This window comes from Vibrio ziniensis, from assembly GCF_011064285.1.
Lineage (GTDB): Bacteria > Pseudomonadota > Gammaproteobacteria > Enterobacterales > Vibrionaceae > Vibrio > Vibrio ziniensis.
Genome location: NZ_CP049331.1, coordinates 2,827,569 through 2,853,574, shown reverse-complemented (window position 1 = coordinate 2,853,574; position 26,006 = coordinate 2,827,569). Strand labels below are relative to the sequence as shown.

Here is a 26,006-nt window from a genome sequence, read left to right as displayed (position 1 = left end):
TCAAAGTAAGTTTGTTTTTTGGGTTAAAATACTATTTTTTGATACAAGTATTCTTTTTACTGTTACGTGAAATATCAAATTTGAGAAAATAGGCTATCTGTTAAATAGCCTATTGGTAATCTTTACTTTAATGGTGAATGAGAGTGCAAAGCTTGAACGCCTAAACGTAAATAAACATTATTTAAGACATTAATGTCTCTATGCCCGGTAATTTTTGATATCTCGATAATGTTTAATCCTTGTTCGAACAAGCGACAAGCCCCTTCAGCTCGGAGATCATGATAGTGTAAGTTTTCAATCTTCAGTTCTTTACATACTCGCTGCCATGCAGCACCGATAGACTGCGGTTTGAAAGGGAAGATTCGTTCTTCTCCGTTGACTTTATTTTGCTTTATAATGATATTTAATGCTTCTTCACATAACGGAATTGTGCAGTGATTTCCTTGCTTGATACGAGGATCTTTACGGTTCTTAATGGTTAGTGTTGATGCGGTAATGTTCAAATCCTCCCATGTAACACGGCAAATCTCACCTATACGCATGCATGTATATATTGAAATGTGAAATATATCCACGAGGGGTATATTCGAGGATCTATGGGTCTGACGTTTTCGTAATCCTTCCTCTATCTTTTGCAACTCTGAGAGAGTTGGCCGTCGTTCTCTGCTATTACTACGTGCAATTAAACCGTAGGTTATTAGAGTTGGAATAGCCTCCTCGTGTGCTCTTAGATTTGCTTTGTAGCCAAACATAGTTTCAGCAACATTAATTACGCTTCGAAGGTAAGTTACATCGTGGTAAACCGTTTGTGGAAGCGGTTTTGTTGGTTCTTCCAGTCTAGTTTTGCAATGCAGAACAATGTGATTTGCTGTTAGCTTATCTGCTTCGATTAAAGCAATATCGTAGGTACGAAGTCTTTGTAATACTGCGCGTTTTGATCTTCCTATGCCACGAGATGTGAAAGGGTCTACAAGGTAAAGGGATATTAAATCACCAATTAGAATGCTCTTACAGGTATCTTCTATTGGGAGTCCATTTGACTCTATTTGCTTAATTAGTTCTTGTGCCCATTTTTGAGCATGATTTTTTTTGCTAAAGGTTTTAGCTCTTTCAAAACGTTTTTTGTTTGGGAGTTGATATCGAACTCGTGCTTTATACTTGAACCCACTTTTTGTTGTGACTTTTTCAATAATGGCTTTTGTCATTTCGAACCTCAGATGTTGTTGTATGAGTTTCGAAGTGATGAAGTAATGTGCCCTTTCTGTTTGCAATTGAAGCAAAGTAATAGGGTATGTATAATCCACCGCCTTATAACTATCGGGAGCGATATTTTGTCCCTTAGTATGTCCCTGATTTGTCCCTTTATGCGCAAAATGGCTAAAACCGGATGAAATGTGTTAGGACGCTAAGCGGTATGTTGTGAACTATGTAGTTGAAATTAAAAGAGGTTTTTCATATGTATCCATCATTCCGATTATCTGTCGCTCCGATGCTCGATTGGACTGACCGCCATTGTCGTTACTTCCACCGTCTAATGACATCGCAAACTTTGTTGTATACCGAAATGGTGACGACTGGTGCGATCATTCATGGCAAAGGTGATTTTCTTGCTTATAACCAAGAAGAACATCCATTGGCGTTGCAGTTAGGCGGTTCGAATCCGGTTGATCTTGCGCACTGTGCCAAGCTAGCTCAAGAACGTGGTTACGATGAAATCAACCTGAACGTAGGCTGCCCATCAGACCGTGTGCAAAATGGTCGCTTTGGAGCATGTTTAATGGCTGAACCTCAGTTAGTTGCCGATTGTGTTGCTGCGATGAAAGATGTGGTTGATGTGCCTGTGACGGTAAAAACACGTATTGGTATCGATGATCTGGATTCGTACGAGTTCCTGACCGATTTCATTACCATCGTTTCAGAAAAAGGTGGCTGTGAACATTTTACTATTCACGCTCGTAAAGCATGGTTGAGTGGATTGAGCCCAAAAGAAAACCGTGAAATACCACCGTTGGACTACAACCGCGCTTATCAAATCAAACGAGACTTTGCACATTTAAACATTGCCATCAACGGCGGCGTGAAGAGTTTAGAAGAAGCGAAACAGCACTTGGCCCATCTCGATGGTGTGATGATTGGCCGCGAAGCTTACCAAAGTCCTTATATTTTGGCCGAAGTGGATCAGCAAATCTTTGGTTTAGATACACCAGTGAAAAAGCGTTCTGAAGTGATTTTTGAAATGTTCCCATATATCGAGCAACAGCTATCACAAGGTGCTTATCTTGGTCATATCACTCGCCATATGCTAGGCATGTTCCAGAATATGCCGGGTGCCCGTCAATGGCGTCGTTACATCAGTGAGAATGCACATAAGCAGGGTGCTGGTATTGAAGTTGTTGAAGCGGCTTTAGCTAAAATCCCATATCAAGAATTAGGCGTGTAAATTTCACCACTAGTTAGTGAATTTCACCCCACTTTGTAAAAAAGCCAACAAAAAATCGATTTGTTGGCTTTTTTGTTATTAAAATTCAGTCTGTTATGTTTATTTGTAACTTGGAATGAATACTGCTAATGCTTCTGTAGCGTGATGAAAAAAGCATTGCTAAGAGGAGAGTGAATCATGTTCGAGATTATTTTTATATTAGTGTTTGTGGCGACATTACTGGTGACAGGACTAACACTGATGAGTGTGTTTGCTGCTATTGGGTTATCGATATTGGTAATGCTGGTACTTGGTATGTTTGGTATGGCAATTAAATTGTTACCATGGGTGATACTGATAGCGTTTGTTGTGTGGGTATTCCGTCAGGGAGATAAAGCGCCACGTTAAATCTGACGAATATGAGTTTTCCCTCATAGGTAATATGCTACTATCACGTTTATTAGCTAGTGAAAAAATTTTTGGAGCAAAATAGGATGAATAAACCTATCGTAGCCGTATTTACCTCTTTATTAATGATGGGCTCGGCTCCTGCTTGGTGTGCCGATTCTTTAGTGGATGTCAAGGTAGCCGCTGATATGTGGTTCCCAAGCACTAAAATTGATAATACACGCCGTGATGATGCTAACTCTCCTGTATTGAATTTGGCGGTTGAGCATCAATTGCCATATTTGCCTAACATGAGTATTCGTTACACTAATCTAGACGCTGATTATGCGTCTTATGATAAGTACGATTACACTTTCTATTACAACATTTTAGATCGTGAGTTGATGACGTTTGATGCGGGTATTTCAATGACTCAGTATGCGAGCAGTGATTATAAAGCGAAAGATGGTCAGAAATACTCGTTCGATGATATGACTTTTAACTGGTATGCACATGCTGAAATTTCGGTGCCAGATACCAACTTTGACATCATTGGTCAATTTGAGTTCGGCAATAGCGATAGCATTAAAAGTTCAGATGTGATTGCAGGGGTTCAATACGTGCTTCCTTTGCAAGCGGGTGAGCTCTCTTTTAGAGGTGGCTACCGAGTGATTGACTTAGAATTTACGGATTTAGCTACAGACTCACCAGATACTGACATGTCTTATGTGTTTGCTGATGGTTGGTTTCTCGGGACTCAATTTAAGTTTTAATTGTTGTATTAAAAAAGAAAGCCACGCAAGCCGTGGCTTTTTTGCGTTTATTGCTGAAGAAATATTTCTTATTGTTATTTAGCACTTCATCATTATTGAGCCATGCTTATTGAGTGGACTTAGCTTGGTGAGAGTATAAGGAATGACAATCACAGAACTGAGAAACTTATATCGTGAGAAGAAGCTGGTGGAAGCAATCATTGAGCCTTCTGCTCACGAAGGGGCGTGGATAGTGGAATTTCGCCATCAAGCGGGTGGTTTTGTACTGTTAACAAACGCTAGCGGTGAAGAGTGCCACTATGCAGATTTGGATTTAGCTTCTAAATCGGCGATGGCGGTAGGCTTTAAACAAGTCAGGGTAGAATCCATTTGAGATTGAAATTTCATCTTCTTACTTCCAAAAAGTTATAAAACATTCTCTTCTATTCTTTCTTGTTATTAAGGAGAGTGGTTAATCTATCGTCACGCAATGAATAAGGAAGTCGTGACAATGTCTTCAGGAAATACCATACCAAAAGAGCTGGTTAGTTTAACTGGCCCACTAAACGACTCGCAGTTAAACCAACTGCAACAAACAGTTTCACAACTATCACCTCAGCAATTAGCTTGGGTGAGCGGTTATTTTTGGGGGTTAAGCCAATCTCAATCTACGGCAACCAATCCTCTTATTACTCAAGCCTCAGCGGTAGCTGCGGCGAAACCAGATAGTCAACTCACCATTATTTATGCTTCTCAAACGGGTAATGCTAAAGGTGTGGCAGAGGCGTTAGAGCATGAAGCGCAAGCGGCAGGTGTTGCTGTGCGTTTGTTTGATGCCAGTGATTACAAAGGTAAAGACTTAGCGAAAGAGACCCACGTTATTTTTGTGGCTTCCACCAACGGTGAAGGTGAAGCTCCTGATAATGCTCTGGAGCTACATGAATTCCTGCAATCAAAGAAAGCGCCTAAATTACCGAATTTAGAATACGGTGTGATTGGGTTGGGCGATTCCAGTTATGAGTTTTTCTGCCAAACAGGTAAAGACTTTGATGCATTCCTGGAAAAGCTAGGCGCTAAACGTTTTATTGATCGCGTTGATTGCGATGTGGATTACGACCAGCCAGCTACGCAATGGCGTGCAAAAGCTCTTGAAGTAGTGAAAGCTTCACTAGCGAGTACTCAAGCAGAAGTGGTTCAGCTACCTGTAGGTCAGGCAGCGGCTTCCCACTCTCAATACACGAAACAAAATCCATATACGGCTACATTACTGACGAGTCAAAAAATCACTGGTCGTGACTCAGGAAAAGACGTTCGTCATATCGAAATTGACTTAGAAGGCTCTGGTCTAACTTATCAACCAGGTGACGCGCTAGGTGTTTGGTATGAAAACAGCTCAGAACTGGCTAATGCTATTGCCGGCGCAGTAGGTTTATCGGGCGTTGAAAGTGTAGATGTTGATGGCGAAAGTCTCTCTATTCATAGCGCACTCGTTAGCAAATATGAAATCACGGGCGCTAATCCTCAACTTGTTACTAAGTTTGCTGAGCTATCGGGCAGTGAAAAGCTACAAGCTCTAGTGGCTGATAAAGACAAACTTCGTGAATACGCGTCGAACACTCAAGTTATTGATGTATTAAATGAGCAACACACCAAGTTGTCTGCTCAGGAGTTGGTATCTTTGCTACGTCGTTTAACTCCTCGTCTCTATTCTATTGCATCCAGTCAGTCTGAAGTGGAAGAAGAAGTACACCTCACTGTCGGCATTGTTGAATACGAACAAGGTGAAGAAGTTCGTCAAGGCGGAGCGTCTAGCTTCTTAGGTCGCAGACTGGAAGAGGGCGATGAAGTTAAAGTGTTTATTGAGCACAATAATAACTTCAAGCTACCACAGGATGACTCTACGCCAATCATCATGGTCGGTCCGGGTACTGGTATTGCACCATTCCGCAGCTTTGTTCAAGAGCGTGATAACCGAGGAGCAGAAGGTAAGAGCTGGTTGTTCTTCGGTGACCGTACATTTACCCAAGATTTCTTATACCAAGTTGAGTGGCAGAAATATCTGAAGTCTGGTGCTTTAAGTCGTTTGGATGTGGCATTTAGCCGCGACCAACATGAAAAAGTGTATGTGCAACATCGTATCCTTGAGCAGGCAGAGCAAGTTTGGGAATGGCTGCAAGATGGCGCCTACATCTATATCTGTGGTGATGCCACTCGCATGGCGAAAGATGTCCATGAAGCATTAGTGATTGTTGCAGAGCAACAAGGTGGCCTGACTCGCGAGAAGGCTGAAGAGTATTTGAATGAACTTCGCAAAGCGAAACGTTACCAAAGGGATGTGTACTAATGAGCACTAAAATCGAAAACAACAGCCAAGAAGTATTAGGCGAAGTGCTTGGTCCTCTTTCGGATAACGAGCGTTTAAAGAGAGAAAGTAATTTCCTTCGCGGTACGATCGAGCAAGATCTGCAAGATCGTATTACAGGTGGATTCACGGCTGACAACTTTCAGTTAATTCGTTTCCACGGTATGTATCAACAAGATGATCGTGATATCCGTAACGAGCGTGCTAAGCAAAAACTGGAACCATTACATAATGTGATGCTTCGTGCACGTATGCCTGGCGGTATTATCCAGCCGAAACAGTGGCTAGCTATTGATAAGTTTGCTTCAGAGCACACTATGTATGGAAGCATTCGTTTGACGACTCGTCAAACCTTCCAGTTCCATGGTGTGTTAAAGCCAAATATTAAGTTGATGCACCAAACGCTCAATAGCATTGGTATTGATTCAATCGCGACGGCGGGTGATGTTAACCGTAACGTGTTATGTACTTCTAACCCTGTGGAATCTGAGTTACATCAAGAAGCTTATGAGTGGGCAGCGAAAATCAGTGAACATTTATTACCAAAAACGCGTGCTTATGCCGAAATTTGGTTAGATGGTGAGAAAGTAGAAACTACCGACGAAGAACCTATTCTAGGAAGCACTTATCTTCCTCGTAAGTTCAAAACAACGGTTGTCATCCCTCCTCATAACGACATTGATGTACACGCTAACGATTTGAGTTTTGTCGCTATTGCCGATAACGGTAAGCTGGTGGGCTTTAATGTGCTGGTGGGCGGTGGCCTCGCTATGACGCATGGTGATAATTCGACTTATCCTCGTCGCGCCGATGACTTTGGTTTCATTCCTGTAGACAAAACGCTCGATGTAGCGGCGGCAGTGGTTACAACTCAGCGTGATTGGGGTAACCGTTCAAACCGTAAGAATGCGAAAACCAAATACACATTAGACCGCGTTGGTGTTGACGTATTTAAAGCAGAAGTAGAAAAGCGTGCTGGAATCCAATTTGAAGTGAGCCGTCCTTATGAATTCACTGAACGTGGTGATCGTATAGGTTGGGTAGAAGGCATTGATGGCAAGTTCCATCTCTCTCTATTTATAGAGAATGGTCGTTTACTTGATTATCCGGGTAAACCTCTAAAAACGGGTGTGGCTGAAATTGCGAAGATCCACCAGGGTGATTTCCGCATGACAGCAAACCAGAACTTAATTGTTGCTGGTGTGCCAGCAGATCAAAAAGATGTCATTGAGAAGATAGCGCGTGAACATGGTTTGATGGATGATTCTGTCAGTGAGCAGCGTAAGAACTCAATGGCGTGTGTTGCTTTCCCTACGTGTCCATTAGCCATGGCAGAAGCAGAACGTTTCCTACCTTCTTTTGTTACTGATGTTGAGGGGATACTCGCAAAACATAACCTACCAAAAGAAGACAATATTATTTTGCGTGTAACGGGCTGTCCAAATGGCTGTGGACGTGCGATGTTGGCAGAACTCGGTTTGGTCGGTAAAGCTCCTGGTCGTTATAACTTACATCTAGGTGGTAACAGAGCGGGTACTCGCATTCCTAAGATGTATAAAGAGAACATTACTGAGCAACAGATCTTAGAAGAGATCGATCAGTTAGTGGGTCGTTGGTCTCAAGAGCGTGAAGTTGGCGAAAGCTTTGGTGATTTCACTATCCGTACTGGGATTATAGAAGAGGTCGTTGTATCTAAGAGAGACTTTTATGCCTGATACTGTCATTGTGCCTGATTTGTCAGAATTGCTCGTTCTGACGAAAGTAGAACAAACACTCCGTCTTGCTGAGGTAAATGCTTATCTCGAAAGCTTAACTGCTCAAGAACGAGTGAAATGGGCATTCGATAACTTGTCGGGTACTCATGCAGTATCTTCAAGTTTCGGTATTCAAGCTGCTTTAATGCTTCATCTAGTATCCAGCGTTAAAGCAGATGTCCCAGTAGTCTTAACCGACACTGGGTATTTGTTCCCAGAAACGTACCAATTTATTGATGAGCTAACGCAACGTCTAAACCTGAATCTGAAAATCTACAAATCTGATCTGACACCAGCTTGGCAAGAAGCTCGTTTTGGTAAGCTTTGGGAGCAGGGGGTAAAGGGAATCGAACAATACAACCGTCTTAATAAAGTAGAGCCAATGCGCAAAGCATTAGATGAGCTATCGGTAGGTGTTTGGTTTTCAGGATTACGTCGAGATCAGGCTCAATCCAGAGCGACATTGCCTATATTAGCTGTACAGAACGGCGTGTTTAAGTTTCTCCCTGTAATCGACTGGACAAATAAAGATGTCCACTATTACCTAAAAGATAATGACCTTCCTTACCATCCGCTATGGGAACAAGGTTACCTGTCGGTCGGTGATACACACACCACCCGTAAATGGGAACCAGGCATGGCAGAAGAAGAGACCCGTTTCTTTGGATTGAAGCGAGAATGTGGCTTGCATGAAGACGATTCTCAGGAAAATAACGGTTCTGGGATCTAACATACTAAATAAAAAAGCTGCGTGAGCAGCTTTTTTATTACAGAAATAGAGAAAGTTTGGGTACCGAAAAAGGATAACTCTGTGGATAACTTGTATTCAACTTTGGGGTAAAGTTGAATAAATAGGGCTTTGGTTATGTTTTCTCCTGTTAAGCGTTATTTCTGTATTTTTTGCAAAATAATGCTTGCCAGTGTGATTTAGATCCCTATAATGCCACCTCACTGACACGGCAGACGTCGCAAGGCTTCAGCTGATGTTGGAAGAGGATAAGACTTCTAAAAAGAAAATTTGAAAAAGTGTTTGACACTGACAATTATCTCGCTAGAATGCACCTCCGCTTCGAGAAGAAACCTTCTTAGAAGCACCGCTCTTTAACAATTTAAACCTATCAATCTGTGTGGGCACTCGTTGATGAAAATCAATTAGAAGCTTCGGCTTCAAATTTAGATTTCAATGAACTGAGTGACCAATTTGATACAGTTTCTTTAAAAGAAAAGGTATCGAGCACAGTCAATTCACATATCGTAAGATATGAATCAGTATTCGTTGAGTCGACAAAATCTTAAATTGAAGAGTTTGATCATGGCTCAGATTGAACGCTGGCGGCAGGCCTAACACATGCAAGTCGAGCGGCAGCACAGGGGAACTTGTTCCTTGGGTGGCGAGCGGCGGACGGGTGAGTAATGCCTAGGAAATTGCCCTGATGTGGGGGATAACTATTGGAAACGATAGCTAATACCGCATGATGCCTACGGGCCAAAGAGGGGGACCTTCGGGCCTCTCGCGTCAGGATATGCCTAGGTGGGATTAGCTAGTTGGTGAGGTAAGGGCTCACCAAGGCGACGATCCCTAGCTGGTCTGAGAGGATGATCAGCCACACTGGAACTGAGACACGGTCCAGACTCCTACGGGAGGCAGCAGTGGGGAATATTGCACAATGGGCGCAAGCCTGATGCAGCCATGCCGCGTGTGTGAAGAAGGCCTTCGGGTTGTAAAGCACTTTCAGTAGGGAGGAAGGCAGTGTCGTTAATAGCGGCATTGTTTGACGTTACTTACAGAAGAAGCACCGGCTAACTCCGTGCCAGCAGCCGCGGTAATACGGAGGGTGCGAGCGTTAATCGGAATTACTGGGCGTAAAGCGCATGCAGGTGGTTTGTTAAGTCAGATGTGAAAGCCCGGGGCTCAACCTCGGAATAGCATTTGAAACTGTCAAGCTAGAGTACTGTAGAGGGGGGTAGAATTTCAGGTGTAGCGGTGAAATGCGTAGAGATCTGAAGGAATACCGGTGGCGAAGGCGGCCCCCTGGACAGATACTGACACTCAGATGCGAAAGCGTGGGGAGCAAACAGGATTAGATACCCTGGTAGTCCACGCCGTAAACGATGTCTACTTGGAGGTTGTGGCCTTGAGCCGTGGCTTTCGGAGCTAACGCGTTAAGTAGACCGCCTGGGGAGTACGGTCGCAAGATTAAAACTCAAATGAATTGACGGGGGCCCGCACAAGCGGTGGAGCATGTGGTTTAATTCGATGCAACGCGAAGAACCTTACCTACTCTTGACATCCAGAGAAGTCGACGGAGACGTTGATGTGCCTTCGGGAACTCTGAGACAGGTGCTGCATGGCTGTCGTCAGCTCGTGTTGTGAAATGTTGGGTTAAGTCCCGCAACGAGCGCAACCCTTATCCTTGTTTGCCAGCGAGTAATGTCGGGAACTCCAGGGAGACTGCCGGTGATAAACCGGAGGAAGGTGGGGACGACGTCAAGTCATCATGGCCCTTACGAGTAGGGCTACACACGTGCTACAATGGCGCATACAGAGGGCAGCGAACTTGCGAGAGTAAGCGAATCCCAAAAAGTGCGTCGTAGTCCGGATTGGAGTCTGCAACTCGACTCCATGAAGTCGGAATCGCTAGTAATCGTGAATCAGAATGTCACGGTGAATACGTTCCCGGGCCTTGTACACACCGCCCGTCACACCATGGGAGTGGGCTGCAAAAGAAGCAGGTAGTTTAACCTTCGGGAGGACGCTTGCCACTTTGTGGTTCATGACTGGGGTGAAGTCGTAACAAGGTAGCGCTAGGGGAACCTGGCGCTGGATCACCTCCTTACGTAAAGATTCTCTTGATGAGTGTCCACACAGATTGATTAGGTTTAAGTAAGTTTAAGAGACGATACTGGGTCTGTAGCTCAGGTGGTTAGAGCGTTCGCCTGATAAGCGAGAGGTCGGTGGTTCGAGTCCACTCAGACCCACCAATATTCCTTGTGAAATTGAAGTATCGACACCTGATGGGGTTATAGCTCAGCTGGGAGAGCGCCTGCCTTGCACGCAGGAGGTCTGCGGTTCGATCCCGCATAGCTCCACCATCTTTAAGTGCATTCGATGAGTGCTTTTAAAAATGGTTTTCAATAGAAAACTTGCTCTTTAACAATTTGGAAAGCTGACAAATAACAATTTTTGATTGAATTGTTATTTATTAAAAGTTCTCAAATCCTAATTTCTCTTAATAAAGAGTGATTAGGTACCAATACACATTCAAGTGTTCTTGGGAATCTTACTTTTTAAGTAAGTATTCATATTTGAGTCCGGCAAAATCGAAATGTCTCTCGCTCATTCAAATAATGAGAGACAACTAAACCTTGGTTGTTTGCCATACGCCTTTTTGTCTTCACTTTTGAAAAGTGAAAGCAAATAGAAACCTCTTGGGGTTGTATGGTTAAGTGACTAAGCGTACACGGTGGATGCCTTGGCAGTCAGAGGCGATGAAGGACGTATTAACTTGCGATAAGCGTAGATTAGGCAGTAAAAGCCACTTGAGTCTACGATTTCCGAATGGGGAAACCCACATGCATAAGCATGTATCTTTACCTGAATACATAGGGTAAAGAGGCGAACCGGGAGAACTGAAACATCTAAGTACCCCGAGGAAAAGAAATCAATTGAGATTCCGAAAGTAGCGGCGAGCGAAATTGGATTAGCCCTTAAGCTTTTAATGACACAGGTGAAGGCTCTGGAAAGTGCCGCGATACAGGGTGATAGCCCCGTAACCGACATGTCATTTTAAGTGAAAACGAGTAAGGCGGGACACGTGATATCCTGTTTGAATATGGGGGGACCATCCTCCAAGGCTAAATACTCCTGACTGACCGATAGTGAACCAGTACCGTGAGGGAAAGGCGAAAAGAACCCCTGTGAGGGGAGTGAAATAGAACCTGAAACCGTGTACGTACAAGCAGTAGGAGCCTCTTCGTGGGGTGACTGCGTACCTTTTGTATAATGGGTCAGCGACTTATATTCAGTGGCAAGGTTAACCGTATAGGGGAGCCGTAGGGAAACCGAGTCTTAACTGGGCGTTTAGTCTCTGGATATAGACCCGAAACCGAGTGATCTAGCCATGGGCAGGTTGAAGGTTGAGTAACATCAACTGGAGGACCGAACCGACTAATGTTGAAAAATTAGCGGATGACTTGTGGCTAGGGGTGAAAGGCCAATCAAACTCGGAGATAGCTGGTTCTCCCCGAAAGCTATTTAGGTAGCGCCTCGGACGAATACTACTGGGGGTAGAGCACTGTTAAGGCTAGGGGGTCATCCCGACTTACCAACCCTTTGCAAACTCCGAATACCAGTAAGTACTATCCGGGAGACACACGGCGGGTGCTAACGTCCGTCGTGGAGAGGGAAACAACCCAGACCGCCAGCTAAGGTCCCAAATTACTACTAAGTGGGAAACGATGTGGGAAGGCTCAGACAGCTAGGATGTTGGCTTAGAAGCAGCCATCATTTAAAGAAAGCGTAATAGCTCACTAGTCGAGTCGGCCTGCGCGGAAGATGTAACGGGGCTAAGTAGTAAACCGAAGCTGCGGCAATATCCTTTAGGATATTGGGTAGGGGAGCGTTCTGTAAGCCGTTGAAGGTGTGTTGTAAAGCATGCTGGAGGTATCAGAAGTGCGAATGCTGACATGAGTAACGATAAAGGGGGTGAAAAACCTCCTCGCCGGAAGACCAAGGGTTCCTGTCCAACGTTAATCGGGGCAGGGTGAGTCGACCCCTAAGGCGAGGCCGAAAGGCGTAGTCGATGGGAAACGGGTTAATATTCCCGTACTTCTTACAATTGCGATGGGGGGACGGAGAAGGCTAGGTGGGCCTGGCGACGGTTGTCCAGGTTCAAGTGCGTAGGCTTGAGGGTTAGGTAAATCCGGCTCTCTTTAAGGCTGAGACACGATGTCGAGCTACTACGGTAGTGAAGTCATTGATGCCATGCTTCCAGGAAAAGCCTCTAAGCTTCAGATTGTAAGGAATCGTACCCCAAACCGACACAGGTGGTCGGGTAGAGAATACCAAGGCGCTTGAGAGAACTCGGGTGAAGGAACTAGGCAAAATGGTACCGTAACTTCGGGAGAAGGTACGCTCTTGACGGTGAAGTCCCTCGCGGATGGAGCTGATGAGAGTCGCAGATACCAGGTGGCTGCAACTGTTTATTAAAAACACAGCACTGTGCAAAATCGTAAGATGACGTATACGGTGTGACGCCTGCCCGGTGCCGGAAGGTTAATTGATGGGGTTAGCGGTAACGCGAAGCTCTTGATCGAAGCCCCGGTAAACGGCGGCCGTAACTATAACGGTCCTAAGGTAGCGAAATTCCTTGTCGGGTAAGTTCCGACCTGCACGAATGGCGTAATGATGGCCACGCTGTCTCCACCCGAGACTCAGTGAAATTGAAATCGCTGTGAAGATGCAGTGTACCCGCGGCTAGACGGAAAGACCCCGTGAACCTTTACTACAGCTTGGCACTGAACATTGAACCTACATGTGTAGGATAGGTGGGAGGCTTTGAAGCGCAGACGCTAGTTTGTGTGGAGCCGTCCTTGAAATACCACCCTTGTATGTTTGATGTTCTAACTCAGACCCGTTATCCGGGTCGAGGACAGTGCCTGGTGGGTAGTTTGACTGGGGCGGTCTCCTCCCAAAGAGTAACGGAGGAGCACGAAGGTGGGCTAAACACGGTTGGACATCGTGTGGTTAGTGCAATGGCATAAGCCCGCTTGACTGCGAGAATGACAATTCGAGCAGGTGCGAAAGCAGGTCATAGTGATCCGGTGGTTCTGAATGGAAGGGCCATCGCTCAACGGATAAAAGGTACTCCGGGGATAACAGGCTGATACCGCCCAAGAGTTCATATCGACGGCGGTGTTTGGCACCTCGATGTCGGCTCATCACATCCTGGGGCTGAAGTCGGTCCCAAGGGTATGGCTGTTCGCCATTTAAAGTGGTACGCGAGCTGGGTTTAGAACGTCGTGAGACAGTTCGGTCCCTATCTGCCGTGGGCGTTGGAGAATTGAAGGGGGCTGCTCCTAGTACGAGAGGACCGGAGTGGACGAACCTCTGGTGTTCGGGTTGTTACGCCAGTAGCATTGCCCGGTAGCTAAGTTCGGAATTGATAACCGCTGAAAGCATCTAAGCGGGAAGCAAGCCCTGAGATGAGTTCTCCCTGGCACTTTAAGTGTCCTAAAGGGTTGTTCGAGACTAGAACGTTGATAGGCAGGGTGTGTAAGTGCTGTGAGGCATTGAGCTAACCTGTACTAATTGCCCGTGAGGCTTAACCATACAACACCCAAGGGGTTTTGATGGACTCAAAGCAAGAGCAGAATTGAATGTGTAGAGAACACTAAACAGCTTTCCGATTTGTTGGTTTCCACTTTTTTATAAAAAGTGAAATCAAAAACAGAATTTGCTTGGCGACCATAGCGATTTGGACCCACCTGATTCCATGCCGAACTCAGAAGTGAAACGAATTAGCGCCGATGGTAGTGTGGGGTCTCCCCATGTGAGAGTAGGACATCGCCAGGCTTTAATTTCTGCTTCTTCCAATAGGAAGAAGTCACCATAAAGTTTTAATAAAACTTAGAATTTTATGTTGACTTTCAAAGCATGAAGCGTAATATACGCGCACCTGCCCAGGTGCTAAGGCACTGAAAGCAAAGCTCTTTAACAATTTAAACCTATCAATCTGTGTGGGCACTCGTTGATGAAAATCAAATTAGAAACTTCGGTTTCAAATTAGGTTTCAATGAACTGAGTGACCAATTGAATCGTAAGATTCAGCACAGTCAATTCAACATTACTTAGCTTTTTATTAAGCAAAAGAATGTAATCAGTATTCATTGAGCCGACAAAATCTTAAATTGAAGAGTTTGATCATGGCTCAGATTGAACGCTGGCGGCAGGCCTAACACATGCAAGTCGAGCGGCAGCACAGAGGAACTTGTTCCTTGGGTGGCGAGCGGCGGACGGGTGAGTAATGCCTAGGAAATTGCCCTGATGTGGGGGATAACTATTGGAAACGATAGCTAATACCGCATGATGCCTACGGGCCAAAGAGGGGGACCTTCGGGCCTCTCGCGTCAGGATATGCCTAGGTGGGATTAGCTAGTTGGTGAGGTAAGGGCTCACCAAGGCGACGATCCCTAGCTGGTCTGAGAGGATGATCAGCCACACTGGAACTGAGACACGGTCCAGACTCCTACGGGAGGCAGCAGTGGGGAATATTGCACAATGGGCGCAAGCCTGATGCAGCCATGCCGCGTGTGTGAAGAAGGCCTTCGGGTTGTAAAGCACTTTCAGTAGGGAGGAAGGCAGTGTCGTTAATAGCGGCATTGTTTGACGTTACTTACAGAAGAAGCACCGGCTAACTCCGTGCCAGCAGCCGCGGTAATACGGAGGGTGCGAGCGTTAATCGGAATTACTGGGCGTAAAGCGCATGCAGGTGGTTTGTTAAGTCAGATGTGAAAGCCCGGGGCTCAACCTCGGAATAGCATTTGAAACTGTCAAGCTAGAGTACTGTAGAGGGGGGTAGAATTTCAGGTGTAGCGGTGAAATGCGTAGAGATCTGAAGGAATACCGGTGGCGAAGGCGGCCCCCTGGACAGATACTGACACTCAGATGCGAAAGCGTGGGGAGCAAACAGGATTAGATACCCTGGTAGTCCACGCCGTAAACGATGTCTACTTGGAGGTTGTGGCCTTGAGCCGTGGCTTTCGGAGCTAACGCGTTAAGTAGACCGCCTGGGGAGTACGGTCGCAAGATTAAAACTCAAATGAATTGACGGGGGCCCGCACAAGCGGTGGAGCATGTGGTTTAATTCGATGCAACGCGAAGAACCTTACCTACTCTTGACATCCAGAGAAGTCGACGGAGACGTTGATGTGCCTTCGGGAACTCTGAGACAGGTGCTGCATGGCTGTCGTCAGCTCGTGTTGTGAAATGTTGGGTTAAGTCCCGCAACGAGCGCAACCCTTATCCTTGTTTGCCAGCGAGTAATGTCGGGAACTCCAGGGAGACTGCCGGTGATAAACCGGAGGAAGGTGGGGACGACGTCAAGTCATCATGGCCCTTACGAGTAGGGCTACACACGTGCTACAATGGCGCATACAGAGGGCAGCGAACTTGCGAGAGTAAGCGAATCCCAAAAAGTGCGTCGTAGTCCGGATTGGAGTCTGCAACTCGACTCCATGAAGTCGGAATCGCTAGTAATCGTGAATCAGAATGTCACGGTGAATACGTTCCCGGGCCTTGTACACACCGCCCGTCACACCATGGGAGTGGGCTGCAAAAGAAGCAGGTAGTTTAACCTTCGGGAGGACGCTTGCCACTTTGTGGTTCATGACTGGGGTGAAGTCGTAACAAGGTAGCGCTAGGGGAACCTGGCGCTGGATCACCTCCTTACGTAAAGATTCTCTTGATGAGTGTCCACACAGATTGATTAGGTTTAGAAAGTAAGAGTATCTTAGTGTCCCGTTCGTCTAGAGGCCTAGGACACCGCCCTTTCACGGCGGTAACAGGGGTTCGACTCCCCTACGGGATACCAATTCCACTTCTTTTTCGTAAAGAAAGGGAATAAAAGGGGGTCGTTAGCTCAGTTGGTAGAGCAGTTGACTTTTAATCAATTGGTCGCAGGTTCGAATCCTGCACGACCCACCATTCTTCTCCACGAAGAATTCAAACTTATGTGGGCGATTAGCTCAGTTGGGAGAGCACCTGCCTTACAAGCAGGGGGTCACTGGTTCGAACCCGGTATCGCCCACCACTCTTTAAGCATTTTTGGATAATGAAATCCAAACCACTTCAATAAAAGGTATGTGGTTCGGACTTTTGACGACGAGAATCCTTAAAAAGTGTTTTAGATGACACTTTGCTCTTTAACAATTTGGAAAGCTGACAAATAACAATTTTTGATTGAATTGTTATTTATTAAAAGTTCTCAAATCCTAGATGATTTCTTTTTATGAAGAGATGATTTAGGTACCAATACACATTCAAGTGTTCTTGGGAATCTTACTTTATAAGTAAGTATTCATATTTGAGTCCGGCAAAATCGAAATGTCTCTCGCTCATTCAAATAATGAGAGACAACTAAACCTTGGTTGTTTGCCATACGAAAGACCTCTTGGGGTTGTATGGTTAAGTGACTAAGCGTACACGGTGGATGCCTTGGCAGTCAGAGGCGATGAAGGACGTATTAACTTGCGATAAGCGTAGATTAGGCAGTAAAAGCCACTTGAGTCTACGATTTCCGAATGGGGAAACCCACGTGCATAAGCACGTATCATTAACTGAATACATAGGTTAATGAGGCGAACCGGGAGAACTGAAACATCTAAGTACCCCGAGGAAAAGAAATCAATTGAGATTCCGAAAGTAGCGGCGAGCGAAATTGGATTAGCCCTTAAGCTTTTAATGACACAGGTGAAGGCTCTGGAAAGTGCCGCGATACAGGGTGATAGCCCCGTAACCGACATGTCATTTTAAGTGAAAACGAGTAAGGCGGGACACGTGATATCCTGTTTGAATATGGGGGGACCATCCTCCAAGGCTAAATACTCCTGACTGACCGATAGTGAACCAGTACCGTGAGGGAAAGGCGAAAAGAACCCCTGTGAGGGGAGTGAAATAGAACCTGAAACCGTGTACGTACAAGCAGTAGGAGCCTCTTCGTGGGGTGACTGCGTACCTTTTGTATAATGGGTCAGCGACTTATATTCAGTGGCAAGGTTAACCGTATAGGGGAGCCGTAGGGAAACCGAGTCTTAACTGGGCGTTTAGTCTCTGGATATAGACCCGAAACCGAGTGATCTAGCCATGGGCAGGTTGAAGGTTGAGTAACATCAACTGGAGGACCGAACCGACTAATGTTGAAAAATTAGCGGATGACTTGTGGCTAGGGGTGAAAGGCCAATCAAACTCGGAGATAGCTGGTTCTCCCCGAAAGCTATTTAGGTAGCGCCTCGGACGAATACTACTGGGGGTAGAGCACTGTTAAGGCTAGGGGGTCATCCCGACTTACCAACCCTTTGCAAACTCCGAATACCAGTAAGTACTATCCGGGAGACACACGGCGGGTGCTAACGTCCGTCGTGGAGAGGGAAACAACCCAGACCGCCAGCTAAGGTCCCAAATTACTACTAAGTGGGAAACGATGTGGGAAGGCTCAGACAGCTAGGATGTTGGCTTAGAAGCAGCCATCATTTAAAGAAAGCGTAATAGCTCACTAGTCGAGTCGGCCTGCGCGGAAGATGTAACGGGGCTAAGTAGTAAACCGAAGCTGCGGCAATATCCTTTAGGATATTGGGTAGGGGAGCGTTCTGTAAGCCGTTGAAGGTGTGTTGTAAAGCATGCTGGAGGTATCAGAAGTGCGAATGCTGACATGAGTAACGATAAAGGGGGTGAAAAACCTCCTCGCCGGAAGACCAAGGGTTCCTGTCCAACGTTAATCGGGGCAGGGTGAGTCGACCCCTAAGGCGAGGCCGAAAGGCGTAGTCGATGGGAAACGGGTTAATATTCCCGTACTTCTTACAATTGCGATGGGGGGACGGAGAAGGCTAGGTGGGCCTGGCGACGGTTGTCCAGGTTCAAGTGCGTAGGCTTGAGGGTTAGGTAAATCCGGCTCTCTTTAAGGCTGAGACACGATGTCGAGCTACTACGGTAGTGAAGTCATTGATGCCATGCTTCCAGGAAAAGCCTCTAAGCTTCAGATTGTAAGGAATCGTACCCCAAACCGACACAGGTGGTCGGGTAGAGAATACCAAGGCGCTTGAGAGAACTCGGGTGAAGGAACTAGGCAAAATGGTACCGTAACTTCGGGAGAAGGTACGCTCTTGACGGTGAAGTCCCTCGCGGATGGAGCTGATGAGAGTCGCAGATACCAGGTGGCTGCAACTGTTTATTAAAAACACAGCACTGTGCAAAATCGTAAGATGACGTATACGGTGTGACGCCTGCCCGGTGCCGGAAGGTTAATTGATGGGGTTAGCGGTAACGCGAAGCTCTTGATCGAAGCCCCGGTAAACGGCGGCCGTAACTATAACGGTCCTAAGGTAGCGAAATTCCTTGTCGGGTAAGTTCCGACCTGCACGAATGGCGTAATGATGGCCACGCTGTCTCCACCCGAGACTCAGTGAAATTGAAATCGCTGTGAAGATGCAGTGTACCCGCGGCTAGACGGAAAGACCCCGTGAACCTTTACTACAGCTTGGCACTGAACATTGAACCTACATGTGTAGGATAGGTGGGAGGCTTTGAAGCGCAGACGCTAGTTTGTGTGGAGCCGTCCTTGAAATACCACCCTTGTATGTTTGATGTTCTAACTCAGACCCGTTATCCGGGTCGAGGACAGTGCCTGGTGGGTAGTTTGACTGGGGCGGTCTCCTCCCAAAGAGTAACGGAGGAGCACGAAGGTGGGCTAAACACGGTTGGACATCGTGTGGTTAGTGCAATGGCATAAGCCCGCTTGACTGCGAGAATGACAATTCGAGCAGGTGCGAAAGCAGGTCATAGTGATCCGGTGGTTCTGAATGGAAGGGCCATCGCTCAACGGATAAAAGGTACTCCGGGGATAACAGGCTGATACCGCCCAAGAGTTCATATCGACGGCGGTGTTTGGCACCTCGATGTCGGCTCATCACATCCTGGGGCTGAAGTCGGTCCCAAGGGTATGGCTGTTCGCCATTTAAAGTGGTACGCGAGCTGGGTTTAGAACGTCGTGAGACAGTTCGGTCCCTATCTGCCGTGGGCGTTGGAGAATTGAAGGGGGCTGCTCCTAGTACGAGAGGACCGGAGTGGACGAACCTCTGGTGTTCGGGTTGTTACGCCAGTAGCATTGCCCGGTAGCTAAGTTCGGAATTGATAACCGCTGAAAGCATCTAAGCGGGAAGCAAGCCCTGAGATGAGTTCTCCCTGGCACTTTAAGTGTCCTAAAGGGTTGTTCGAGACTAGAACGTTGATAGGCAGGGTGTGTAAGTGCTGTGAGGCATTGAGCTAACCTGTACTAATTGCCCGTGAGGCTTAACCATACAACACCCAAGGGGTTTTGATGGACTCAAAGCAAGAGCAGAATTGAATGTGTAGAGAACACTAAACAGCTTTCCGATTTGTTGGTTTCCACTTTTTTATAAAAAGTGAAATCAAAAACAGAATTTGCTTGGCGACCATAGCGATTTGGACCCACCTGATTCCATGCCGAACTCAGAAGTGAAACGAATTAGCGCCGATGGTAGTGTGGGGTCTCCCCATGTGAGAGTAGGACATCGCCAGGCTTTATTACTTGTGTTCAGATTGATAAATCTGAAGGCAAACAAAGAAAAGACTTAATAGTCTGACCAATGCGGAGCGGTAGTTCAGTTGGTTAGAATACCGGCCTGTCACGCCGGGGGTCGCGGGTTCGAGTCCCGTCCGCTCCGCCACTTATTTCGAAGCCTCGTCAGAAATGACGGGGCTTTTTTGCGTCTATAGCAAAGTGACCAATGCGGAGCGGTAGTTCAGTTGGTTGCTCTTTGTTTAATACCATTCTGGAGAACTTCCTGACCAGTGAATAGGCGTCGATAAGCAAACCCTCCGAGCCATGGATGGCTCGGCGGAGCTTCAGGGACAAATGAATGCGCGTTTGCGTTTGACGCCCATTCACTGTTCTACCGATGCTCTGTCTGATCATGTTGTTATCTAGGATGGTATCAGGCTATTCCTCATTTTCTACTTCGTTGGCTCCTTTTAATCTTCAGTCGAGTGTTGCAGGTGAGATAGAGGCAAAGTTTAAGGTATTTGCTTTTGGTTCTACCCCTTATCGAGGTGGGAGTTAGAGGAGGCTTTCACTGAACTTAGCTTATCGCGTTCAACGAGTATTTCGTAGAAGCAATGCTTACCCAATCTCTCTTTAAAAGGGAAGGGGAAATAGCACTACGCTATGCCAGTGATGGCGGTATTGGCTATGTTGGAATGGCTTAACGGATGGATATTCGTCGTATCTGGGTTTTACTATTAAATAGCTATAAAAAAGCAGCAACCGGAGTTACTGCTCTTCAAAAAATAATGTTTAGATATTTTGCTGCTGGCTTTGCTGTACGTTACTTTGCTCTGCAGTCTGTTCCTGTTCTTCCATTTCTTTCTCTTTAAGTTTGGCCTTGTCAATCATCGGTGTGATTGTCGAACCTTGCACTAAGATAGAGAACACTACTACAGCGTAGGTCATTACCAGAATCAGCTCTTTTACGTCGATAAGTTTATCTGGGATAACCATCATGCCTGATGGAATTGACAGTGCCATCGCTAATGCTAGACCACCACGCAATCCACCCCAAGTTAAGATCTTAATCGACCAAGGGTTGTATTTACGATAACGCTTAAAGCCTAAGTATGAAACGAATACGCTACTGAAGCGTGCTGCTAACACTAGCGGTATCGCGAAAGACATTAAGATCCAGTCTTCTTTGTGGAATTCGAAAAGGAGCATCGACATACCGATCAAAAGGAAAAGCAAGCCATTTAAGAATTCATCGACCAACTCCCAGAAGTGATCGAGATGTTCTTCACTTTCTTTAGAAAAGCCAATAAAGCGAGTCCAGTTACCTATCATAATACCTGATACCACCATCGCTAATGGGCCTGATACATGGATAACGTCTGCAAACACATAACCGGCAGTCGGTACACCAATAGTCAGTAACAGTTCCATGGAGTGGTCGTTAGTTGCGCTGATCAAGTAGTGGAATAGCAAGCCTAATAGGAAGCCATAAATAATGCCGCCAATCGCTTCTTGAGCAAATAATGCAGCTACACTTCCTACAGTTGGAGCTTCTTTACCGAATGCAATAGTAAAGATGGTTACGAAGATAACTAGACCGAAACCATCGTTGAATAGAGACTCGCCTTCAATTTGGGTAGAAATACGTTTAGGCGCATTCATCTTTTTAACAATCGCTAATACTGCTATCGGGTCGGTTGGAGAAATCAGAGCGCCAAATAGTAAGCAGTAGACAAGATCGAGATGGATGCCTGTGAAATAACAGAATCCATATAAGCCGAAACCAATGAAGAAGGTTGAAAACAGCGTTGCGCCGAGTGCAAGTACCGTAATCTCCCATTTTTGATCTTTTAAGTGGGGAAGTTTGATACCGAGGCCACCTGCAAATAAAAGGAAACCTAAAATACCTTTTAACAAAAAGTTTTCAAAGTTGATGCTGGTGACTGTTTCTGTTGCTATTTGAGTAAGATGGAACCAGTCATTTTGACCAGCAATAAGGATAAGTAATGAGAGCACCATAGAACCAGCTGTAATGGCTATCGTGGTTTGCATTTTCACTATCTTGCTGTTTAAAAAAGCAATCATCATTGCTGCAGCAGATAGAAAGCACAGAGTGTAGTAGACCGACATTTTCTTCTTCAAATGTAACTAAATGTGAGCGAAATTGTCCTTTGATGCTGAACAAATAGCAAACACTTTTTACCTATAGATTTATCAAAATTTTAACGTGCGCATTTATCGTAATTAGATGTTTTAGACGTCTAGATTTCTAATCAATGTGTGATAGGATGTCGAACAAGCAAAAAAGGAATAATGAGGCTGTACTGTGGGTAGTAATCTAAAACACCAGATCGAAGCGCAATTGAAGCAACGTATCATGTTGATCGATGGTGGCATGGGAACCATGATCCAAGAGCACAAGTTGCAAGAGGAAGATTATCGTGGCGAACGCTTTTCGGATTGGCACTGCGATCTAAAAGGAAACAATGATCTTCTCGTTTTGACTCAGCCTCAATTGATTAGAGGTATTCACGCTGCTTATTTGGAAGCTGGTGCAGATATCCTTGAAACTAACACCTTCAACGCCACGACAATTGCGATGGCTGACTATGATATGCAGTCTCTCAGCGAAGAAATTAACTTTGCAGCAGCCAAGCTTGCTCGTGAAGTCGCTGACGAATGGACAGCAAAAACGCCGAATAAGCCACGATATGTCGCGGGTGTTTTAGGTCCAACTAACCGTACTTGTTCTATCTCTCCTGATGTTAACGACCCTGGTTATCGCAACATCGAATTCGATCAGTTAGTGACGGCTTACTCTGAATCTACACGTGCGCTAATAAAAGGCGGCAGTGACTTGATTCTGATTGAAACTATTTTCGATACCTTGAACGCGAAAGCGTGTGCTTTTGCGGTTGATGCAGTGTTCGAAGAGCTTGGTATTCAATTACCTGTCATGATCTCCGGTACGATTACCGATGCATCCGGTCGTACTCTTTCTGGTCAAACAACAGAAGCATTCTATAACTCTTTACGTCATGTTCGTCCTATCTCATTTGGCTTGAACTGTGCTTTAGGTCCAGACGAGCTTCGTCAATATGTCGAAGAGCTTTCTCGCATTTCAGAATGCTATGTTTCTGCTCACCCGAATGCAGGGTTGCCGAACGCATTTGGTGAATATGACCTGTCACCAGAAGACATGGCTGAGCATATTGGTGAATGGGCACAAGCGGGATTCCTTAACTTAGTTGGTGGCTGTTGTGGTACAACACCTGCTCACATTGCTGCGATGGCTAAAGTGGTTGAGGGTGTTACGCCACGTGAGATTCCTGAGATCAGTGTTGAATGTCGACTCTCTGGTTTAGAACCATTGAGCATTGCCGCTGATACTCTATTCGTGAACGTTGGTGAGCGTACCAACGTGACTGGCTCTGCTCGCTTCAAACGTCTTATCAAAGAAGAATTGTACGATGAGGCTTTAGACGTTGCCCGCGAACAAGTTGAGAATGGCGCTCAAATCATCGATATCAACATGGATGAAGGTATGCTGGATGCGATGGCTTGTATGGAGCGATTCCTCAAGCTGTGTGCATCAGAGCCTGAAATTTCGAAAGTACCCATCATGGTGGACTCTTCGAAATGGGAAGTTATCGAAGCAGGTCTGAAATGTATTCAAGGTAAGGGCATCGTAAACTCTATCTCGCTAAAAGAAGGCGAGGAGAAGTTTATTCATCAGGCGAAACTGATTCGTCGTTACGGTGCTGCCGTTATCGTAATGGCGTTTGACGAAGTTGGTCAGGCTGACACTCGTGAACGTAAGATTGAAATTTGTCGCCGCGCTTACAATATTCTTGTCGAACAAGTAGGTTTCCCTGCGGAAGACATTATTTTCGACCCGAATATCTTCGCTGTTGCAACGGGTATTGATGAACACAATAACTACGCGCTTGATTTCATCAATGCAGTAGCAGACATTAAACGTGAGCTTCCTCATGCGATGATTTCTGGTGGTGTATCTAACGTTTCTTTCTCTTTCCGCGGTAACAACTACGTGCGTGAAGCGATTCATGCTGTGTTCCTATACCACTGTTTCAAGAATGGTATGGATATGGGTATCGTTAATGCTGGCCAGCTTGAGATATACGACAACGTTCCAGAGAAACTGCGTAATGCGGTTGAAGACGTTATTCTCAACCGCGACAACGGTGCAACAGAGCGTCTGCTTGAGATAGCAGAAGAATACCGTGAAAACGCAGTAGGCAAAGAAGAAGACGCATCTCTACTTGAGTGGCGTACTTGGCCGGTTGAAAAGCGTTTAGAGCACGCACTGGTTAAAGGTATTACTGAATTTATCGTTGAAGATACTGAAGAAGCCCGATCTAAGGCGTCTAAGCCACTTGAAGTTATCGAAGGTCCATTAATGGACGGCATGAACGTGGTGGGTGACCTGTTTGGCGAGGGCAAAATGTTCCTGCCGCAAGTAGTGAAATCGGCTCGTGTAATGAAGCAGGCGGTTGCTTATTTAGAGCCTTACATTAATGCGATGAAGCAGTCCGGTTCTTCAAACGGCAAAATTCTACTGGCGACAGTGAAAGGCGATGTTCACGATATCGGTAAGAATATTGTTGGCGTTGTACTGCAATGTAACAACTACGAAATCATCGACCTTGGCGTGATGGTGCCGTGTGAGACCATTCTAAAAGTTGCACGTGAACAGAAGGTGGACATTATTGGTCTGTCTGGACTGATTACCCCATCTCTGGATGAAATGGTGCACGTGGCTAAAGAGATGGAGCGCCAAGGCTTTGAGTTGCCACTGCTGATTGGCGGAGCGACAACCTCTAAAGCGCATACCGCTGTGAAGATTGAGCAGAACTATCACCAACCTGTAGTGTATGTGAACAATGCCTCACGCGCCGTTGGTGTGTGTTCAGCATTGCTCTCTGATGAGCGTCGTCCAGAATTCGTAGAGCGTTTAAATCTGGATTACGAAAGAACCCGTGAACAACATGCTCGTAAAAAACCGAAGAGCCGTCCTGTAACGCTGGAACAAGCTCGTGCGAATAAAGCTGCGATTGATTGGCAGACTTATACGCCACCTGCACCAGTTAAACCGGGTATTCATGTATTCAAAGATTTTGATGTCTCAGTGCTACGTCAGTACATCGACTGGACGCCATTCTTCATGACTTGGTCACTGTCTGGCAAGTTCCCAGCGATTCTCGATCACGAGTTGGTCGGGGAAGAAGCTCGCAAGCTGTACAAAGATGCCAATGATTGGTTAGACCGTATTGAGCAACAAGGTCTGATGAAGGCGAATGGTATCTGTGGTTTGTTCCCAGCAGCGAGCATTGATGATGATATTGAAGTGTATGCGGATGAGTCGCGTCAACAAGTGATTAAAGTGCTGCACAACCTTCGTCAGCAGACTGAGAAGCCAAAAGGTGCCAACTACTGTTTGTCTGATTTTGTTGCCTCAAAACATAGTGGTAAACAAGACTGGGTAGGTATGTTTGCTGTTACTGGTGGTATTGGTGAGCGAGCGCTTGCGGATGACTTCAAAGCCAAAGGTGATGATTACAATGCGATCATGGTGCAAGCGGTTGCTGACCGTTTGGCAGAAGCCTTTGCTGAATATCTGCATATGAAAGTACGTACTGAGATTTGGGGTTATGCGCCAGATGAGAATCTCAGCAACGAAGATTTGATTCGCGAAAAGTATCAGGGTATTCGTCCAGCTCCGGGTTATGCGGCTTGTCCTGAACATACGGAAAAAGGCGCTATTTGGGAGCTGCTAGGCGTACAAGAACAGATTGGTATGGAACTGACAACCAGTTACGCAATGATGCCGGGCGCATCTGTTTCCGGCTGGTATTTTTCACACCCTGACTCGCGCTATTTTGCTGTAGCACAGATCCAAGATGATCAGGTTCAGAGTTATTCCGAGCGTAAAGGTTGGGACAGCGTTGAAGCTGAAAAATGGTTAGGTCCTAACATCAACGGCTAGCTATACGCCTTTACTCCTCCCCTTTCGAA

10 protein-coding genes, 6 tRNA genes and 6 rRNA genes are annotated in these 26,006 nt (G+C 45.9%); 20 read left to right on the top strand and 2 right to left on the bottom strand.

Features of this window, described 5'->3' with window-relative positions; translation table 11 throughout:
• Window positions 1-122: 122 nt before the first annotated feature.
• A complete protein-coding gene (locus G5S32_RS13155; RefSeq protein WP_165312407.1) occupies window positions 123-1,205 on the bottom strand; it encodes a site-specific integrase in 1,083 nt (360 codons plus the stop codon).
• Between the two features lie 251 nt (window positions 1,206-1,456).
• Between G5S32_RS13155 and dusA the strand changes: the two genes are divergently transcribed.
• The 19 genes from dusA (at window position 1,457) to G5S32_RS13060 (ending at window position 20,136) form a co-directional block, all read left to right on the top strand.
• Window positions 1,457-2,440, top strand: coding sequence for a tRNA dihydrouridine(20/20a) synthase DusA (dusA, locus tag G5S32_RS13150; RefSeq protein ID WP_165312406.1), 984 nt, complete (start codon window positions 1,457-1,459; stop codon window positions 2,438-2,440).
• A 177-nt stretch (window positions 2,441-2,617) separates the two neighbouring features.
• On the top strand, window positions 2,618-2,827 hold the full coding sequence (pspG, locus tag G5S32_RS13145; RefSeq protein WP_165312405.1) for an envelope stress response protein PspG: 210 nt from the start codon (window positions 2,618-2,620) through the stop codon (window positions 2,825-2,827).
• Between the two features lie 86 nt (window positions 2,828-2,913).
• Entirely contained in the window at window positions 2,914-3,579 is a 666-nt protein-coding gene (locus G5S32_RS13140; protein WP_165312404.1) for a TIGR04219 family outer membrane beta-barrel protein, read from the top strand.
• A 142-nt stretch (window positions 3,580-3,721) separates the two neighbouring features.
• On the top strand, window positions 3,722-3,952 hold the full coding sequence (locus G5S32_RS13135) for a hypothetical protein (protein ID WP_165312403.1): 231 nt from the start codon (window positions 3,722-3,724) through the stop codon (window positions 3,950-3,952).
• 96 nt (window positions 3,953-4,048) lie between these two features.
• Window positions 4,049-5,902: an assimilatory sulfite reductase (NADPH) flavoprotein subunit gene (locus G5S32_RS13130; RefSeq protein WP_207621585.1), complete on the top strand. Its 1,854-nt coding sequence runs from the start codon at window positions 4,049-4,051 to the stop codon at window positions 5,900-5,902.
• On the top strand, window positions 5,902-7,635 hold the full coding sequence (cysI, locus tag G5S32_RS13125; protein WP_165312401.1) for an assimilatory sulfite reductase (NADPH) hemoprotein subunit: 1,734 nt from the start codon (window positions 5,902-5,904) through the stop codon (window positions 7,633-7,635). Before G5S32_RS13130 ends, cysI begins: the two co-directional genes overlap by 1 nt.
• The gene (locus tag G5S32_RS13120) at window positions 7,628-8,404 is read left to right on the top strand and encodes a phosphoadenylyl-sulfate reductase (protein ID WP_165312400.1); all 777 of its coding nucleotides are present in this window, start codon (window positions 7,628-7,630) and stop codon (window positions 8,402-8,404) included. The genes cysI and G5S32_RS13120 overlap by 8 nt, the downstream gene beginning before the upstream one ends.
• Window positions 8,405-8,968: 564 nt before the next feature.
• Window positions 8,969-10,511 (top strand): 16S ribosomal RNA (locus G5S32_RS13115).
• Window positions 10,512-10,579: 68 nt separating this feature from the next.
• Window positions 10,580-10,656 (top strand) — tRNA-Ile (locus G5S32_RS13110).
• Window positions 10,657-10,691: 35 nt separating this feature from the next.
• Window positions 10,692-10,767 (top strand) — tRNA-Ala (locus tag G5S32_RS13105).
• A 348-nt stretch (window positions 10,768-11,115) separates the two neighbouring features.
• A 23S ribosomal RNA gene (locus tag G5S32_RS13100) occupies window positions 11,116-14,005 on the top strand.
• Window positions 14,006-14,132: 127 nt separating this feature from the next.
• A 5S ribosomal RNA gene (gene rrf / locus G5S32_RS13095) occupies window positions 14,133-14,248 on the top strand.
• A gap of 332 nt (window positions 14,249-14,580) precedes the next feature.
• Window positions 14,581-16,123 (top strand): 16S ribosomal RNA (locus tag G5S32_RS13090).
• Between the two features lie 66 nt (window positions 16,124-16,189).
• Window positions 16,190-16,265, top strand: a tRNA-Glu gene (locus tag G5S32_RS13085).
• A gap of 37 nt (window positions 16,266-16,302) precedes the next feature.
• Window positions 16,303-16,378 (top strand) — tRNA-Lys (locus tag G5S32_RS13080).
• 30 nt (window positions 16,379-16,408) lie between these two features.
• Window positions 16,409-16,484 (top strand) — tRNA-Val (locus G5S32_RS13075).
• 372 nt (window positions 16,485-16,856) lie between these two features.
• A 23S ribosomal RNA gene (locus G5S32_RS13070) occupies window positions 16,857-19,746 on the top strand.
• Between the two features lie 127 nt (window positions 19,747-19,873).
• A 5S ribosomal RNA gene (gene rrf / locus G5S32_RS13065) occupies window positions 19,874-19,989 on the top strand.
• The 16S, 23S and 5S rRNA genes sit together here with 6 tRNA genes alongside, the layout of an rRNA operon.
• 70 nt (window positions 19,990-20,059) lie before the next feature.
• Window positions 20,060-20,136 (top strand) — tRNA-Asp (locus tag G5S32_RS13060).
• Window positions 20,137-20,762: 626 nt separating this feature from the next.
• Here G5S32_RS13060 and G5S32_RS13055 read toward each other — a convergent pair.
• Window positions 20,763-22,100 (bottom strand): cation:proton antiporter, encoded by a 1,338-nt coding sequence (locus G5S32_RS13055; protein WP_165312399.1) that lies wholly within the window; start codon window positions 22,098-22,100, stop codon window positions 20,763-20,765.
• Window positions 22,101-22,296: 196 nt separating this feature from the next.
• Between G5S32_RS13055 and metH the strand changes: the two genes are divergently transcribed.
• The gene (metH, locus tag G5S32_RS13050) at window positions 22,297-25,977 is read left to right on the top strand and encodes a methionine synthase (RefSeq protein WP_165312398.1); all 3,681 of its coding nucleotides are present in this window, start codon (window positions 22,297-22,299) and stop codon (window positions 25,975-25,977) included.
• The last annotated feature ends 29 nt before the right edge of the window (window positions 25,978-26,006 follow it).

Coding starts and splice junctions, on each gene's coding strand:
- G5S32_RS13155 (WP_165312407.1), bottom strand. CDS start 1,205: ATGACAAAAGCCATTATTGAAAAAGTCACAACAAAAAGTGGGTTCAAG.
- dusA (WP_165312406.1), top strand. CDS start 1,457: ATGTATCCATCATTCCGATTATCTGTCGCTCCGATGCTCGATTGGACT.
- pspG (WP_165312405.1), top strand. CDS start 2,618: ATGTTCGAGATTATTTTTATATTAGTGTTTGTGGCGACATTACTGGTG.
- G5S32_RS13140 (WP_165312404.1), top strand. CDS start 2,914: ATGAATAAACCTATCGTAGCCGTATTTACCTCTTTATTAATGATGGGC.
- G5S32_RS13135 (WP_165312403.1), top strand. CDS start 3,722: ATGACAATCACAGAACTGAGAAACTTATATCGTGAGAAGAAGCTGGTG.
- G5S32_RS13130 (WP_207621585.1), top strand. CDS start 4,049: ATGAATAAGGAAGTCGTGACAATGTCTTCAGGAAATACCATACCAAAA.
- cysI (WP_165312401.1), top strand. CDS start 5,902: ATGAGCACTAAAATCGAAAACAACAGCCAAGAAGTATTAGGCGAAGTG.
- G5S32_RS13120 (WP_165312400.1), top strand. CDS start 7,628: ATGCCTGATACTGTCATTGTGCCTGATTTGTCAGAATTGCTCGTTCTG.
- G5S32_RS13055 (WP_165312399.1), bottom strand. CDS start 22,100: ATGTCGGTCTACTACACTCTGTGCTTTCTATCTGCTGCAGCAATGATG.